Below are 14,060 nucleotides of genomic sequence, written 5' to 3'. Positions count from 1 at the left end.
CGGATGGTCAACAGCCAGGCCAGGACCGTCATCAACGGAGTCGATATGCCCGGTGCAGAGGTCGATACGGACCCGTTCGTCTACGGCATCGGAGCCCAACTGGCAGGCGGCGGCGTCGTCACCGCAGCGCTTCCACGCACTGAGCTCATGCACATCCAAATCCAATTCACGACCCGGAGCTAACGGTCACACGCCAGCGTCCGTAAGCCGATCCTTCAACGGGCCGCGCGATGCAGCCCAACAATGCAGAGAGCCTGAGGCGCCTCCTGCTCCTTGACTCACAGGAATAGGCTTTGAACCAAAAACCGACTGGGTGAATCGATATGGCCATCACAAGGTATTACGGGGGACAACGTGAAAGGATGGAAGCACCCCGCTTTTCGACCGTCTACGCCGGATTGGGGATCGTGCTGTGGTTGGTGCTGGCGGGAACCGATATAGCTGACAACGGCGCTTCTTGGCGAACGGTGGCGTATGCCCTACTTCTGGCCGGTTCGATTTACATCTTCGTTAGGGCGATCAACACTCTGCGTAGTCAGAAAAGTGAGAGGCGGTAGACCGCCCGGATCGGGATCCCTTTCCGAACGGAGCTCGTCTAGTTCCTGGCGATGGGAAGAAGCGACTCGCGGCGTCCGTGCAATCATGAACTTGTGATGAACCAACTGCGCATTCGCGCCGAGGCTACTTTGAACGGTGCAGGTGCACTCACACCCGAGGTCGACGGAACTTCACTCATAATGCTTGTGGGCTCCTACGAAGCCACACGCGGCTACGACCCCGCAGGTGAATACGGCGGTCTTGTCCCGGAACATTTCGACTTTGGCAACGTCTCGCGCTACTACCTCGGGACCGAGGCCAACCAATGGCCAAAACCCGGCGAAGCATGGCTGTTGGGGTGCCAATGCGGAGAAGTTGGTTGCTGGCCGCTTGCCGTCAGGATAACCGTTGACAGCAGCAACGTTATTTGGTCCAACTTAGCACAGCCCCATCGGCCAAGCTGGGACTACGGAGCCTTCGGCCCCTTCAAATTCGACCGACGACAATACGCGAAAGCCATAGCCAACGGAATCGCCCGGCTGAGGGACGCAACCCAGCCTTTCTCTTAATCCCTCAGCGGATGTCTGTAAAGCGGTGCGCGGTGTGACACGAATCGAACGGCGTTTCGTTGAAGGATCCTTTAGCGGACACTTGTATGTTTGCTCTCTAATGGCTGGACATGCCTGCGGCTTGTCCGAGGCTCTACAAAACCGGCCACCCCGGCCATACGCTGAAGCCCTCATTCCGGAACGTCTAAAACAAAGGGGTTGTATGGGCCATCGATTCAAGGGACGCCAAGGAATGGGTTAATCCGACAGTAAGTCACGAGTGGTGATGTCTCCATCATCTTTCTCGCCTTTCAGGATCCTACGTTTGAACGTTTATGGTGGCGGCAGTAGCTGCGATCGCTTTGGCCTCTTGGGGTGCATGGCTTTTTGCTCATGCACCTGGACGGACGAGCTATCGGAAGTAAGAATCCGCGGATAACCTACCCATTCATGAACATCGAGGAGCCCTGTGCCAACTGACATTCCTTGGAGCCGCGGCGAGTGGACCAACCAGCCGGCTGCCGCCGTCGAGCAGGCAGGTGACCTTCTGGTGACCGCAGCCGAAAGCAGCGACGCCTGGCGCGTCACGTCCTACGGATTCATCCACGACACCGAGCACGCGCTGCTCGCGCCCTTCCCGCAGGACAGTGCCATGGAGGTTGAGTTCACCGCCGCGTTCTCCCAACAGTTCGACCAAGCGGGCATCTTCGTCCGGATCAGTGCCGAGCATTGGATCAAGGCCGGCGTGGAATTCGCCGACGGCGCCGCTCAAGTGGGCGCGGTAGTGACGGACCGCTACTCGGACTGGTCCTTGGCGCCTGTCCCGGAATGGAACGGTGGACAGATCCGTATTCGGATCAGCCGCTCGGGCGACGCCCTGACCATCCGGGCTGGTTTGGGCAGCAACGACCTCCAATTGGTACGTGTTGTGCCGTTGGCGCCTGACCTGGTGGCACTCGCCGGGCCGTTCACCTGCGCACCAACACGCGCAGGGCTGACAGTCCCTTTCCACTCTTGGCGGGCTACTCCCCCGGACCGCCAGCTCCACTGATGCCAGCGAGGCTGAGGCGAACTTGCGGGCCCAACCGTTCATGAGATCATGGAGGTTCCGGCAGCCTGCCATTAACAGTGCTGCGACTCAGTTGGCTCCGTAACAAGCCTATGGGGGGCACATCACGGTGGAAGATACTGCAAGTCTTTGGCGTACTGATCCTGCCACGTTCCGTGACGTGGTGATCGACCGTCAAGCCCTGGAAGCTGCGTTAGCCGGCGAGTGTCCTCCCGTGGAACGCATCAGGTACCTTGCACTACTTGGCCGGGACACTGAAGCCTTGGACGAAGGCTTCAAACTACTCCCCCACACGCCTGACCGCCGGGAGCTATTGCTGGTCCTTGCCCAGATCAATCAGCGTCAGTACCGGTGGCATGAGGCCGCCGTTCTCCACGAAAAAGCCCTCCGAACAGTCCGGACACCGGAAGAGGAAGCTTACGTTCGTCACCACATCGGCAGGCGGCTTTTCGACGAAGCCCGCTTCCGCGCTGCTGCCGATGAATTTCAGTGGGCAGCGGACCTCTACCGAGTCGCTGACCAACCTGAACTCGCAGAAGACAACCGCCAAGCCATGCGCCACGCCCTGCAGGTGCACGGCGCCGAGCGGGGCGCGGGACGTTCCGCGTTCGACCTTTCTTAAACAGGGAGCGGTGGACACCAGATTGGCTGGTGTCCACCGTCCTTCTCGCCGCGTCTGCCACTTAGCGGGAATACAGTCCAAACCTCCTGGGTTACAAAGTGCGCAAATAACCAACCAGGCACTTCTACAAGGGGGGTTCACCACCATGGCCACCGATTACGACGCACCGCGGGCCCTGCCCGAAGAGGAACAAGCTTTACCTCTGGCCGAGCTGGCACCGGCCAAGGGTGCTGCACGCACGGACACGATCGACCTGGATGAAGTGGAGCTGGCTGAAGCCTTCGAACTTCCCGGCGCGGACCTTTCCAGCGAAGAACTCCAAGTTGAGATTGTTCCCATCCAGAACGACGAGTTCACGTGCATGTCCTGCTTCCTGGTCCACCACCGCAGCCAACTCGCAAGGGAAACCAACGGGCAGAAGTACTGCACCGAATGTGAAGGATAAGTAGAGCAAGGAATATTGAGTCGCGCGAACGCGCAACCGGGCATTCCACGTGTTGAGTCGGGGAAAACACTTGCGGTGCTAAATGCACAACTAACCGGTTATATGGTCGTTGCCGCGCATTCGTACAGCGACTGCCAGACCGGACGCGGCTGTGAGTGCAGCGACGGTCGCGATGGCTGCGGGAATCCCGTACAGGTCTGCGAGAAGACCTGACAGGAGTGCCCCTGCAGCGAATCCGCCGTCGCGCCAGAGCCGGTAGATCCCGACGGAGCGGGCCCGCCAAGTGGGGTGGGCGACGTCGCCGATGGCCGCCAGGAGGGCGGGGTAGACCAAGGCTGTTCCGAGTCCCAGGAGGACTGCGGCGATGAGCCAGGGCCCGAAGCTGTGGGATGCGGCGACTAACGCGAGTCCCGCGGCTTGGACGATCATGCCGGCCACGGTGAGCCATTTGCGGCCCCACCGGTCTGAGGCGGCTCCGCTGAAGAGTTGCCCGGCGCCCCAGACCGCGGGGTAGACGGCCGCCAGGATTCCCACTTGGTTCAGGTTGAGCCCGGAACTGACGAACAGGACCGGGAAGAGGCCCCAGGCGACGCCGTCGTTAAGGTTGTTAACCAGGCCGGCTTGGCTGGCCGCGGAGAGGGAACGGTCTTTGAAGCTGGTAAGGGTGAAGATCTGGCCTGTGGTGAGTCCGGCGTGGGCGCTGCTGTGTGCACTGACGTGCTGGGAGGCCTCGGCCCTGGCATGGTGACGGGTTTCGCGCACGGTCAGGACTGATAGGCCCAATCCTAGGGCGATGTAAGCGGCTCCCAGGAGGAAGGGGCCGGGCCGGAGCCCGTAGGTGGCGGCGATGTATCCGGTGGCCAGGGCGGTGACGGCGACGCCGAGGTAGCCTGCCGCTTCGTTCAGGCCCATGGCGAGGCCGCGCTGTTGGGGGCCGGTCAGGTCCATCTTCATGATCACCGCGGTGGACCAGGTCAGGCCTTGGCTGATACCGAGGAACACGTTCGCGGCCACGATCCATTCCCAGGACGGGCCGAGGATGAGCATGAGCGGTACGGGTATTGCGACCAGCCAGCCCGTGACGAGGACGGGTTTGCGGCCGTACCGGTCAGAGAGTGTTCCTGCGAAGTAGTTCGTAGCGGCTTTGGACAGGCCGAAGGCGAGGATGTACGTCAGCGCACTGGTGTAGAGATCCAGGTGGAATGTCTGGGAAGCAAGAAGGGGCAGGACGGTGCGTTCCTGTCCGAGGGTCCCGCCGACGAGGGCGTTGATGGCCACCAGCAGCATGAACTGCGCCAGGTTTTGCCGAAGGCCCAGTACGGCGTCCGTTGATCCCGGGTTAGGGCGCGGGGGTGTGCTGCCGGGCATTTGTGGCGGTCCATTCCTTGTGCGGGTACATGAAGGTGCCCGGGCGCGTGGGGCGCGCGCCCGGGCTGGAAGCCCGGGCAGAAGGGGGGACCTGCCCGGGCAGCATTGGGGTTGGTGTAGGTTCTAGGCTGATGCGTCGGCGTTGTGCCGTGTCTGTTGAAAGGCGTCCCAGGCGGCGTAGCTGCCGTCGAGTTCGACGACGTCGTACCCGGCACGGCGCAGGGCGCTGGCCGCGACGGAGTTCCTTACACCGGACTGGCAGTAGGTGACGATGGTTCCTTCGGTGGGGAGCTTGTCCAGGTGCCACATAATCCGGCCGCCGCTGAGCTGGTAGGACCCGGGAATGTTCCCGGCGATGTGTTCGCTGCGGTTGCGAACGTCCACGACCATGGCGGCGTCCAAGTCCTGCAGCTCCTCCGGCTGGATCAGTTTCGGTGTGGACATGGGGAGTCCTTCGATGCTGGTGACGTAGCCGGCAACGTTGTCGATGCCGACGCGCACCAGGTGGTCCCACATGTCCTGTGCGGCTTCCTGGTCCGGTGCCAGCAACACCAGCGGGTTCTTGTCCGTTTCGGGGTTCACTACCCAGGCGCCGTAGCTGGCCACTGACTTTCCGGCCGGCACGTTCAGGGAACGGGTCACGGTGCCTTCGTGGACCTCACTGTTGGAACGGGTGTCGATGAAGGTCAGAGTGTCCTCAGCCAGGCCCGCAGCAACAATGCCCGTGGCGAGCTCGGGCAATGGTGTCCGCTCACCCATGACGGCAGGTCCTTCACGGTTCTCCCGCTTCATCCGTCCGAAGTACGCGTGCGCATCGGGCTGGCCGTCGAGGAGTTCGTCAATGAAGCCCTGCTCATCGTTAGCGGCGAGGTAGGGACCCCACCAGGAGTAGAGCCGCTCATAGCCAACCGTTGAGGACGGGATGGCCCCGAGTGCCTTTCCGCAGGCACTGCCGGCGCCGTGGGCGGGGTGGACCTGTACATAGTCCGGCAGGGTCAGGAACTTGTCCCGCAGGCTGGCGAAGAGCTGCTTGGCACCTTCGAAGCGGGTGTCGACGCCGCCGGCCGCCTCGTCCAGCAGGTCCGGACGGCCCAGGTCTCCCGAGAAAACGAAGTCACCGGAAAGCAGGTAGCCGGGCTGGTCGGAAAACGCGCCGTCGGTGACCAGGAAGGACAGGTGCTCGGGGGTGTGGCCCGGAGTGTGGAGGGCCCGGATGCTGATGTTGCCGATCGCGATCTTGTCACCGTCGTAGAGGCGTTCGGCGTCGAATTCGTACTGCCAGTCCGGACCACCCTCGCCCGAGACGTAGATCTTCGCGCCGGTGGCGGCGGCGAGTTCGCGGGTGCCGGAAAGATAATCGGCGTGGATGTGGGTCTCGGTGACGGCCACGATTTTCATGCCGTTCTTCTCAGCCAGTTCCTGGTACACCGCGATGTCGCGGCGGCCGTCAACAACAACGGCGGTGCCGTTGGCCTGGCAGCCGATCAGGTAGCTGGCCTGGGCGAGGTCTTCATCGTAAATGCGCTCGATAAGCATCTTGGGTGATCTCCTTCGTAAGGGGTGGAGGGAAGTTTCGTCGTTCTCGCTGACTTCAACGAGGATACCCCTGGGGGTATTCCCGAACGCTGGATTTGCCAGTGTTTTTGCTCCGGGTGTTAGGGCTGTTGCTGTGCGGCCTCGGCGCGGAGCTTGTCCATGGCCAGGTCCTTCACGGCCTGTATGACTTCCTCGAGTCCGGTGATGTCGATTGTTGCCTTCGTCTTTCATGTCCTTTCAGGCATTGGCTTGGTTAGTTTCTGCGGGACTGCGGGGTCAGGTGGTGGGGAGCCCGGCGCGCGTCCAGGCGGTCATGCCGCCGGCCATTGTGTCGGCCTTGTATCCCGCACCGTTGAGCGCTTCGGCCACAGCGGCACTGCGGTTGCCGCTGCGGCAGACCGCAATGACGGGCACCGCGGGGTCCAGTTCCAAAAGACGCGCCTGCAGCTGGCCCATGGGGATGTGCAGGGCGCCGGGGATCATGCCTTCGGCGACTTCGAAGTCCTCGCGGACATCGAGGATGCAGGCGGTAGAGCGCCGCTGCTCGGCTTCAGTGATGGTGATTTCAGCCATTGGGTTTCTCCTTCGAAATGGCTATGAAGGCTTTCTTCAGGGAGCTGCTGATGAGGCCCATGGGGCTCTCCTTAGGTAGGGGTGGTTGGTTCAGGCGGGTAAGGGGATGTTGCGGCGGCGGCCGCTGCGGTTGCGCAGGGGGCAGGAGCTGATGAAGAACCAGCACACGCCAACAGTGACTGCTGTGAGGGCTGCGACTCCGGCGGCGATGAACCACCGCAGATCGGCTGGGGCCTGCTGGATGAGGACGAAGGTTCCCATCGCCAGGACGAACCAGCCGAACGCCTTGCGCAGCGAAGCTTCCGGAATGCGGCCTGCCAGTGTGGACCCGGCAAGGGTGCCCGCGATGGCGGCGGCGGTCACGCCCAGGGTGAGGCCCCAGTCGAGCTGGACGGTGGTGAGGTAACCGGCGAGCCCTGCGAAGGACTTCATGGCGATGACCACCAGGGAAGTGCCCACGGCAACGGACATCGGCAGGCCGCCCAGCAACGCCAGGGCAGGCACCACAAGGAATCCGCCGCCCGCACCGACCAGGCCGGTCACGAGCCCGACGACGGCCCCATCCAGCAGCACCCTGCCAAGGGGAAGTTCATGCTTGACGGGTGCGGCGCCGTCGTCGGACTTCTTCTTCCGGCCGCGGAGCATGGCCACGGAGGTGGCCACCATCATGACCGCGAAGGCGATGAGCAGGATCTGGCCCGGGATATGGCCACCCAGGAGCCCGCCGACGAACGCGCCGGCCATGCCGGCCGCGCCGAAGATCAGGCCCGTCCGCCACATCACCCTGCCGCCGCGGGCATGGCTGAACACGCTCACCGCCGAGGTGACGCCGACGACAAAGAGCGATGCCGCGATGGCTTCCTTGGCCTCGAACCCGGCCACGTACACCAGGATCGGGACGGTGAGGATCGATCCGCCGCCGCCAAGGACACCGAGTGAGAGTCCGATGATTACCGCGAGGGCAAGGACCAGGAGCAGGGTGATGGTCATGAGGCTTTGGCCTCCTCCCGGGCACCAGCGGCGGGGAGGGTCAGGATGGCGCTTTCGCGGGTGGGTTCCTTGGCAGCTTTGTTCCACGGCATGGCCGAGATGGCCTGGCCCATGGCGCAGGTGTTGGTGGCGGCCGAGAAGGTCAGGCCAGTGCCAATGGCGCCGGCGAGGATGCGGATCTTCGGGGAGACGAACCTGCCGCCGGCCAGTCCCAGGACCACCAGGGAACCTGCGGCGAGTCGGACCTGGCGCTCCAGGTCCCAGCGGCCCTTGCCCCTGACGACATCGCCGCCGGCGGCAGCAAAGCCTGGCGCCCCGCCGGTCAGGACGTAAGCACCGTCGATCCCTGACTTGTCGAGGCGCTGGCGTGCCTGCTCGGCGCGGGCGCCGGATTGGCAAACCAGGACCACGCGGGAACCCAGGCGGGCGGCGAGCTCCTCAGTGTGCTCGGACAAAAGCGGCAGGGGGACGTTGTAGGAGCCGCGGATGTGCATGGATTCGAACTCGACGGCGGAGCGCACATCGATGACGACGAGGTCCTGGTGTTCAGTAATCCAGGACCTCAAGGTCTCGGGAGCAAGCGCGGTGACGGCGGGAGCCGTGGAGGGGGAAGTCATTGCTGGCCTCTCGATTGGGGGGAAGGATGAATACCCCACCCAGTATTATTGATACCCCCGGGGGTAGTCAAAACACCCTAGGGGGTATAAGATTTGATAAGCCCCCGGACATTTGGAGAAACCCTTGGAACTCAATCCCTCAGAACTCACGCCTGTGATCAACCGGCTCAAGCGCGCCCAGGGCCAGCTCGCCGCTGTCACCCGGATGTTGGAAGAAGGCCGGGACTGCAAGGACGTCGTCACCCAGCTCGCAGCCGTCTCCAAAGCACTCGACAGGGCCGGGTTCGCCATCATCGCCACCGGCCTTGAACAGTGCATCGTCCAGAAGGACGCAACGATGGACAAGAAAGAGCTGGAAAAGCTCTTCCTCTCCCTCGCCTAAACCGGCTGTCCTGTAGCTATCTCGTCCGCGATGTTGTCCAGGCACTGAACCCCGCCCGGATGACCACGGCTAGTGAAGGTCCCGCGTCCTACCGGGGCAATATTCGGGCTGCCGACATGCTGCGCGACCACTGAATTTCTGCAGATGAATCCGACAGCCGTCACGAAAACCGCCCCCCACCCCAAGAGCGAAGACTAAAGCAAGGCTCTGGCCGATACAGGCCTGATGTAGCCTAGTAAGTAAGCTGACTATTTTGGAAAGCGTGGGGGTGCCTGAATGCCTGACATGGAACTATGGCCGACCAGCCGACTGCTGTCCACGGCGGCGCGGCTCGTGGAACTGGCATGGAACGACAAACTGCGTCCGCTGGGATTGACCTATCCGGCGGTCCTTACTCTTGACGCTGTTGCGACGGCAGGGCCTATTACGCCTGGAGACCTCGCAAGAAGCGTCCGCGTGCAAGCTCAAACCATGGGCCCGTTGTTATCCAGGCTCGAATCGCGCGGGTTCATCCGCCGTGAACCCAATCGATTCGACCGACGAAGCCAGCTGATATCCATTACCGACTTGGGCCTAACGCTGCTGGAGCAATCCCACCGACAAGAGACCAATGTGCTCTCAGCTATCAATCTGGACTCCGAGGACCTCCGCGAAGAGCTCCTCGCAATCGTCCGCCATGCAAACTTCAACTAGGTGTTAGGTAATCCCGCGTAGACGAAAGCTCGCCTATCAAGCAGTATGGAGTTATCCGCTGATGAAGTCCGGCGTCCCACGGAGAAAGTCTCTCTATCTAAAACACCGGGCAATAGACACTTAGTGTGACGCCCGGACAAGCAAAAAGGGCATCATGAGTGAACTCCAAATAGGCGACAGCCTCCCCGTAGACCTTTTGAGTTTCAGGGCAGCAGAGTGCCTGGTATCAACAGGCGCAGCTGAATCAGAGGACGTGTGCGTTCTCGATGCAGGCCACACCGGCCGCCATTTGGCTGCCGGTGCAGATATGGTGGTCCGGGCCGTCTGGAGCTAGGCCACGGGAACAGCAAGTTGAGGGCAAGCGACGCCGTTCGGGTCGCTTGCCCTTGGCGTTTCCCTAGGTGCCGCAGAAGGTCCGGTAGGGGCCGAAGCTCTCCGGCGCAGGCTCGGCGTACCTTTCCAAGCCCGGGCGTTCCCTGAACGGGTCGGACACGGCCGCCAGCAACTGCTCCGTGGGGCCTGTGTCCCCCTCAGTTGCGGCAGCAAGGGCTTCCTCCACCAAGTGGTTCCGTGGGATATAGACCGGGTTGACCCTGTCCATGGCATCGGCATCCGGGCTGAGCGCCCGCCAGCGTTCCAGCCATGCATCGAAGGCCGACAGATCCAGGATCTGCCGGCGCGCGGGCTCGGCCTCCCCACGGGCTGCCAGTCCGAGGCTACGAAAAAACGAGGTGTAGTCCGCGCGAGTCTCCTGGACCAACTGAAGGAGCTCATCCACCACAGGTGAGGCCACGTCGTCGTCAATTCCCTCAGGCAGCCCAAGCTTGGCCTTCATACCGGTGAACCACGTGGCGCTGTACTCCTGCCGGAATCCATTGAGCGCCTCGACAGCAAGGTGCACCGCCTGCTCCTCATCCTCGTGGATCAGGGTCGCAATGGATTCGGCGAAACGTGCAAGGTTCCACTCCGCCACCACCGGCTGGCTGCGGTAGGCGTAACGTCCCATGTCGTCAATGGAGCTGTACACGGCACCGGGATCGAAGCCCTCCATGAAGGCGCACGGACCGTAGTCGATTGTTTCACCGGAAACCGTCATGTTGTCGGTGTTCATGACACCGTGCACGAATCCGACCAGCATCCATTGCGCCACAAGTTTCGCCTGCACTGAAATGACGCCCTTCAGGAGCGAAAGATAAGGGTTGGTTTCACCGGCCGACGACGGGTGGTGGCGTTCAATCGCATGATCAGCAAGCCGGCGCAGCAGATCCATGTCATTGGATGCCCTGGCATATTGAAAACTGCCGACTCGCAGGTGACTGCTGGCCACCCGGGTCAGGACGGCCCCCGGAAGCAGAGTCTCGCGCTGAACCTGTCGCCCTGTGGCCACAACCGCGAGGGACCGGGTGGTGGGAATGTTCAGGGCACACATCGACTCACTCACGATGTACTCGCGCATCATGGGACCAATCGCCGCCTGGCCATCACCATTCCTGGCAAAGGGAGTGCGTCCCGAACCCTTGAGATGGATGTCGCGAAGCGTCCCGTCCGCACCGGCAATCTCACCCAGCAAAAGAGCACGTCCATCCCCCAAACGCGGCGAGTACCAGCCGAACTGGTGACCTGCGTAGCCCTGAGCCACCGGAGTCGCTTCTTCCGGCAGGGCATTGCCGATCAACAGCCGTACGCCTTCCGGGCTCCGGAGGAAGTCAGGATCAAAACCAAGCTCGACGGCGAGTGGCTGGTTGAGCACCAGAAGCTGCGGATCAGGAGCTTCCTCCGCACGCCAGGCGATGGCAAGCTCCGGGAGCTCCCGTGCGAAGTGCCCTTCGAAGGCGATGGTGGAACGCGCTACGTCACTCATCACTTAAGGATATAGATCCACTCCTACTCCGGCGTATCCGTCAGCACACTGCGGCAAGCCAACTGCAAGGCAAGCCGCGCTTCCGGGTCCTCCAGATTGATGGCAATGAGCGACTGGATTCGCCTGATGCGGTCGCTGACAGTGTTGCGGTGAACGTTGAGGATTGCTGCTGTTTCCGTCAATGAGGATTCGCAGTCCAAGAACGTGGTGAGAGTCTTCAAGAGTTCCGGGCCGGACTTAAGCAGCGGGGCAAGGAGCTCGCGTGCAGCGGGCCTGAATGTATCCGTGCGGGTCCAGATCAGCAGTAGTTGGGCCATATCCAGCCTGTCCACATGAACGAAATATCCCGAGTTTTCCCTGGCCCCGGCGATCCGTGCGGCATCGTTTGCTTCCTCGAGCGAGCTCACGATCCCTTCGGGTTGGGCTTGAAGCCGGCCCACTCCGAATTGCGTTGCAATCGTAGCCGCAAGATCCCGTTGGGCACGGCGCAGCGAACTGCTGACGCGGCTGACGTCCGCGGGCCCCGGCTTGGACGGGAAGCTGATCCATCCGGACCAACCGTCCGACTGCTCAACAGTTGTTGCCTGAATCTTTTCCCGCATCAACACACGGTCCAAATCCGGCTTTCGAGCCACAAGGTCTACGGATTCCCGTGTGATCACGCGGAAGGCGATGTGATAGCCGTCCAAAGTCCAGCCCAATTCGAGCGCTCTCGCCCGGAAGGACGGGGTAACATCGCCAGCGTCGTCGATCAACTGACCCAGCAAAGCGATACGGTGTCGCGCGTCGCGTTCCCTCTCCAGCCGTTGACGGGAGAGCAGCTCAGAAACCGCGATCGCCGCTACTTCCAAGGCTGCGCGAAGGGCGGACCGCTCTTGATCCAGCGAGCGGCCGGTGACCACCCTGAGCCGCGGACTGTTCTCTTGCTCCCTGTGGACCGGCGTCAGGATTTCCGCGGGTGAACCCGGTGAAACTGTTGTCTCCGGACCGATCTCGCGGCCTTGGGAGTCAGCGGAAATCAGCTTTCCCGAAGGATCCACCAGCGTCACCTCACGTCCGATAGCCACTCCAATCCGCTGCAGTAAATGATTGAGCGAACCGTAGGGTGTTCGGCATTCGGATGCCACTCGTGAGATCAACATGCCTTGAATGTGGGCCGCTCCGGAGAGCAGCTCCTGCGTCGCCATGCCGAATTGCCAGGTGTTGCGCACTGTCAGCACCACCATGCCCAAACGCTCGGCGAGCCTTTTCATGTTAGGCGGCAACGCGCCGTCGTCAGTTGGCATTTTTACCGCAAGGGTCACGACGCCGGCCGCCGCCGCGAGCGCCAACAGCGCTTCAACGTCCCAGGACACACCGGACGGCAGCGGCTCCAGAGGCAGCACAATGCTGCCCTGCAGAACCAGCGGATCGCCGTCGAGGTTGCGTCGTTCGCGGACCTGGCGATTGACGTCGGCGAGGGAACCGGTGAGGGCAATCAGCGACGATACGGTCTTATCGCCCTGTTCCCCGACGCTCTCCATCACGCCTGCAGGGAGATGGTTCATGACGGACCACAGCGGGATCGGGGGAATCATTCTGCCGCTCCCGTTCTCCTCGATGGTTACCCTCCCATAATGCCACCGCCGCGCCACCAACTTTTGGTCGGAGACGCGGCGACTGGACTCCGACGGCGGTCAGGCGCGGTAGCTCTCGATTGACTCGGTGTGTTCTTCCAAGGTCCCGTCCCATCTGTGCGACGGGACGCCATAGCCGAAGTACTCAGGCCCTGCCAGTTCGAGGCCCTCCGTGGTGTGCCACCGCGGATCACTGGGCGCAGTCAGGATGCAGACGCGTTGGCCGTAGCGCAGGTTCTCGGTGGTGACCGGTTCTGCGGATTCGGCGTCCACCACAATGATGAGGTCCGGCGTCGTAGTCACCACCGCGCCGTCCTTGGTGGCCAGCAGATGCTCGTTCTGGAAGTGCAGCGAAAGAACGGAGCCGGCATCGGGCCCCATGCCTTCGATCATGGCTTGGCCTTTGGCGAAGCCGCCAGTGGTCTGGCGCTGTAAATCAGCCACCTTTCCCAGATGAACAATGCGACCACTGAGCGTTTCCGCCAACACATCACAGGGGTTGAGGTTGTTGTGTTGCGCGTTGGCAACGGCATCGCCAATGGTGATGGCGAATGACATGGATCCGTCTACGAAACTCTCTCGGGCCTGGGCTCCGGTCATTGCGTAGGTGCTGTTGAAGGCGTTGCACCCCATTTCGATTGAAGCCTGCCGGGCAAATCGCTCCGCCCAAAAAGAGTCAATGGCTTCGATGACAAGCGTGTTTCCCTTCTCATCGGCAAGAGCCATGGGAGTGGCGTGAATTCCGTACAGGGGTGCCATTCCCATCTGTATTTCCGGGAACGCCCGGCCGATCAAGTCGCCGTCGATCAGGGGAATTCCCAGCTGTGCGGCCGCAACGATTGGCAGCATCGAGTTTGATCCGCCGATCTCCAGACATGCCGTGTGAGTGGCGGCCCGGTTCAAGGATGCGGCGAGCTTCTGGATGGTCAGGGAGAGGTTCTCCACAGTGTCGAGCTTCTCAACGGCAACCGTTGGGGCACCGATCGCCGCCACGGGAACAATGAAGGCGTCATCTGCCAAGTCCTCGAGGGACACCAGTTCCACGGGACCCAACTCTTCGATGGCTTGCTTCGCCAGGAGGGCGCCGATGTAGGGATCGCCGCCTCCACCGGTTCCGAGGATGGCCGCCCCGCGAGCCAGCGAGTCAATATCCTCCACAGTGATCCTCTTCAGCTTGCGGCGGTGTGTCACTTCCAGGGTCAT

15 protein-coding genes and 1 pseudogene are annotated in these 14,060 nt (G+C 62.2%); 8 read left to right on the top strand and 8 right to left on the bottom strand.

Annotated features, from left to right (window positions below; translation table 11 throughout):
- From A477_RS0117110 to A477_RS0117085, 5 genes and pseudogenes are all read left to right on the top strand, one after another.
- Nucleotides 1-183: pseudogene (locus tag A477_RS0117110) on the top strand (hypothetical protein); the annotation flags it as partial.
- Nucleotides 184-650: 467 nt separating this feature from the next.
- A complete protein-coding gene (locus tag A477_RS0117100) occupies nucleotides 651-1,106 on the top strand; it encodes a hypothetical protein (protein WP_202801624.1) in 456 nt (151 codons plus the stop codon).
- Nucleotides 1,107-1,554: 448 nt separating this feature from the next.
- Nucleotides 1,555-2,136 (top strand): DUF1349 domain-containing protein, encoded by a 582-nt coding sequence (locus A477_RS0117095; protein WP_017200154.1) that lies wholly within the window; start codon nucleotides 1,555-1,557, stop codon nucleotides 2,134-2,136.
- A 127-nt stretch (nucleotides 2,137-2,263) separates the two neighbouring features.
- The gene (locus tag A477_RS0117090) at nucleotides 2,264-2,776 is read left to right on the top strand and encodes a hypothetical protein (protein ID WP_017200153.1); all 513 of its coding nucleotides are present in this window, start codon (nucleotides 2,264-2,266) and stop codon (nucleotides 2,774-2,776) included.
- Nucleotides 2,777-2,921: 145 nt separating this feature from the next.
- The gene (locus A477_RS0117085) at nucleotides 2,922-3,221 is read left to right on the top strand and encodes a DUF4193 domain-containing protein (RefSeq protein ID WP_026005725.1); all 300 of its coding nucleotides are present in this window, start codon (nucleotides 2,922-2,924) and stop codon (nucleotides 3,219-3,221) included.
- A 90-nt stretch (nucleotides 3,222-3,311) separates the two neighbouring features.
- Here A477_RS0117085 and A477_RS0117080 read toward each other — a convergent pair whose 3' ends face one another.
- The 5 genes from A477_RS0117080 to A477_RS0117060 all read right to left on the bottom strand — a co-directional run bounded on the left by A477_RS0117080 (nucleotide 3,312) and on the right by A477_RS0117060 (nucleotide 8,305).
- A complete protein-coding gene (locus A477_RS0117080; protein WP_017200151.1) occupies nucleotides 3,312-4,589 on the bottom strand; it encodes an MFS transporter in 1,278 nt (425 codons plus the stop codon).
- 123 nt (nucleotides 4,590-4,712) lie between these two features.
- Entirely contained in the window at nucleotides 4,713-6,125 is a 1,413-nt protein-coding gene (locus A477_RS0117075; protein WP_017200150.1) for an MBL fold metallo-hydrolase, read from the bottom strand.
- A gap of 276 nt (nucleotides 6,126-6,401) precedes the next feature.
- Nucleotides 6,402-6,698: a rhodanese-like domain-containing protein gene (locus A477_RS0117070; protein WP_017200149.1), complete on the bottom strand. Its 297-nt coding sequence runs from the start codon at nucleotides 6,696-6,698 to the stop codon at nucleotides 6,402-6,404.
- Nucleotides 6,699-6,788: 90 nt separating this feature from the next.
- On the bottom strand, nucleotides 6,789-7,688 hold the full coding sequence (locus A477_RS0117065; protein ID WP_017200148.1) for a sulfite exporter TauE/SafE family protein: 900 nt from the start codon (nucleotides 7,686-7,688) through the stop codon (nucleotides 6,789-6,791).
- A complete protein-coding gene (locus A477_RS0117060; RefSeq protein ID WP_017200147.1) occupies nucleotides 7,685-8,305 on the bottom strand; it encodes a rhodanese-like domain-containing protein in 621 nt (206 codons plus the stop codon). Before A477_RS0117060 ends, A477_RS0117065 begins: the two co-directional genes overlap by 4 nt.
- A gap of 124 nt (nucleotides 8,306-8,429) precedes the next feature.
- Between A477_RS0117060 and A477_RS0117055 the strand changes: the two genes are divergently transcribed.
- The 3 genes from A477_RS0117055 to A477_RS23035 all read left to right on the top strand — a co-directional run bounded on the left by A477_RS0117055 (nucleotide 8,430) and on the right by A477_RS23035 (nucleotide 9,714).
- Nucleotides 8,430-8,687 (top strand): metal-sensitive transcriptional regulator, encoded by a 258-nt coding sequence (locus tag A477_RS0117055; RefSeq protein WP_017200146.1) that lies wholly within the window; start codon nucleotides 8,430-8,432, stop codon nucleotides 8,685-8,687.
- Nucleotides 8,688-8,963: 276 nt separating this feature from the next.
- Nucleotides 8,964-9,380 (top strand): MarR family winged helix-turn-helix transcriptional regulator, encoded by a 417-nt coding sequence (locus A477_RS0117050; RefSeq protein ID WP_017200145.1) that lies wholly within the window; start codon nucleotides 8,964-8,966, stop codon nucleotides 9,378-9,380.
- Nucleotides 9,381-9,534: 154 nt separating this feature from the next.
- A complete protein-coding gene (locus A477_RS23035) occupies nucleotides 9,535-9,714 on the top strand; it encodes a hypothetical protein (protein WP_083848057.1) in 180 nt (59 codons plus the stop codon).
- 63 nt (nucleotides 9,715-9,777) lie between these two features.
- Here A477_RS23035 and A477_RS0117045 read toward each other — a convergent pair whose 3' ends face one another.
- From A477_RS0117045 to A477_RS0117035, 3 genes are all read right to left on the bottom strand, one after another.
- Entirely contained in the window at nucleotides 9,778-11,241 is a 1,464-nt protein-coding gene (locus tag A477_RS0117045) for a protein adenylyltransferase SelO (RefSeq protein ID WP_017200144.1), read from the bottom strand.
- Nucleotides 11,242-11,264: 23 nt separating this feature from the next.
- On the bottom strand, nucleotides 11,265-12,818 hold the full coding sequence (locus A477_RS0117040) for a PucR family transcriptional regulator (RefSeq protein ID WP_017200143.1): 1,554 nt from the start codon (nucleotides 12,816-12,818) through the stop codon (nucleotides 11,265-11,267).
- A 99-nt stretch (nucleotides 12,819-12,917) separates the two neighbouring features.
- Nucleotides 12,918-14,060 (bottom strand): S-methyl thiohydantoin desulfurase family protein, encoded by a 1,143-nt coding sequence (locus A477_RS0117035; protein ID WP_017200142.1) that lies wholly within the window; start codon nucleotides 14,058-14,060, stop codon nucleotides 12,918-12,920.

Source organism: Arthrobacter sp. M2012083 (assembly GCF_000281065.1).
In the GTDB taxonomy this organism is placed as follows: Bacteria; Actinomycetota; Actinomycetes; order Actinomycetales; family Micrococcaceae; genus Arthrobacter.
Note: the sequence above shows the minus strand (reverse complement) of the source record. Positions and strands in the feature narration are given on the sequence as shown.

Coding starts and splice junctions, on each gene's coding strand:
- A477_RS0117085 (WP_026005725.1), top strand. CDS start 2,922: ATGGCCACCGATTACGACGCACCGCGGGCCCTGCCCGAAGAGGAACAA.
- A477_RS0117035 (WP_017200142.1), bottom strand. CDS start 14,060: ATGACCCTGGAAGTGACACACCGCCGCAAGCTGAAGAGGATCACTGTG.
- A477_RS0117045 (WP_017200144.1), bottom strand. CDS start 11,241: ATGAGTGACGTAGCGCGTTCCACCATCGCCTTCGAAGGGCACTTCGCA.
- A477_RS0117070 (WP_017200149.1), bottom strand. CDS start 6,698: ATGGCTGAAATCACCATCACTGAAGCCGAGCAGCGGCGCTCTACCGCC.
- A477_RS23035 (WP_083848057.1), top strand. CDS start 9,535: ATGAGTGAACTCCAAATAGGCGACAGCCTCCCCGTAGACCTTTTGAGT.
- A477_RS0117060 (WP_017200147.1), bottom strand. CDS start 8,305: ATGACTTCCCCCTCCACGGCTCCCGCCGTCACCGCGCTTGCTCCCGAG.
- A477_RS0117065 (WP_017200148.1), bottom strand. CDS start 7,688: ATGACCATCACCCTGCTCCTGGTCCTTGCCCTCGCGGTAATCATCGGA.
- A477_RS0117075 (WP_017200150.1), bottom strand. CDS start 6,125: ATGCTTATCGAGCGCATTTACGATGAAGACCTCGCCCAGGCCAGCTAC.
- A477_RS0117050 (WP_017200145.1), top strand. CDS start 8,964: ATGCCTGACATGGAACTATGGCCGACCAGCCGACTGCTGTCCACGGCG.
- A477_RS0117080 (WP_017200151.1), bottom strand. CDS start 4,589: ATGCCCGGCAGCACACCCCCGCGCCCTAACCCGGGATCAACGGACGCC.
- A477_RS0117040 (WP_017200143.1), bottom strand. CDS start 12,818: ATGATTCCCCCGATCCCGCTGTGGTCCGTCATGAACCATCTCCCTGCA.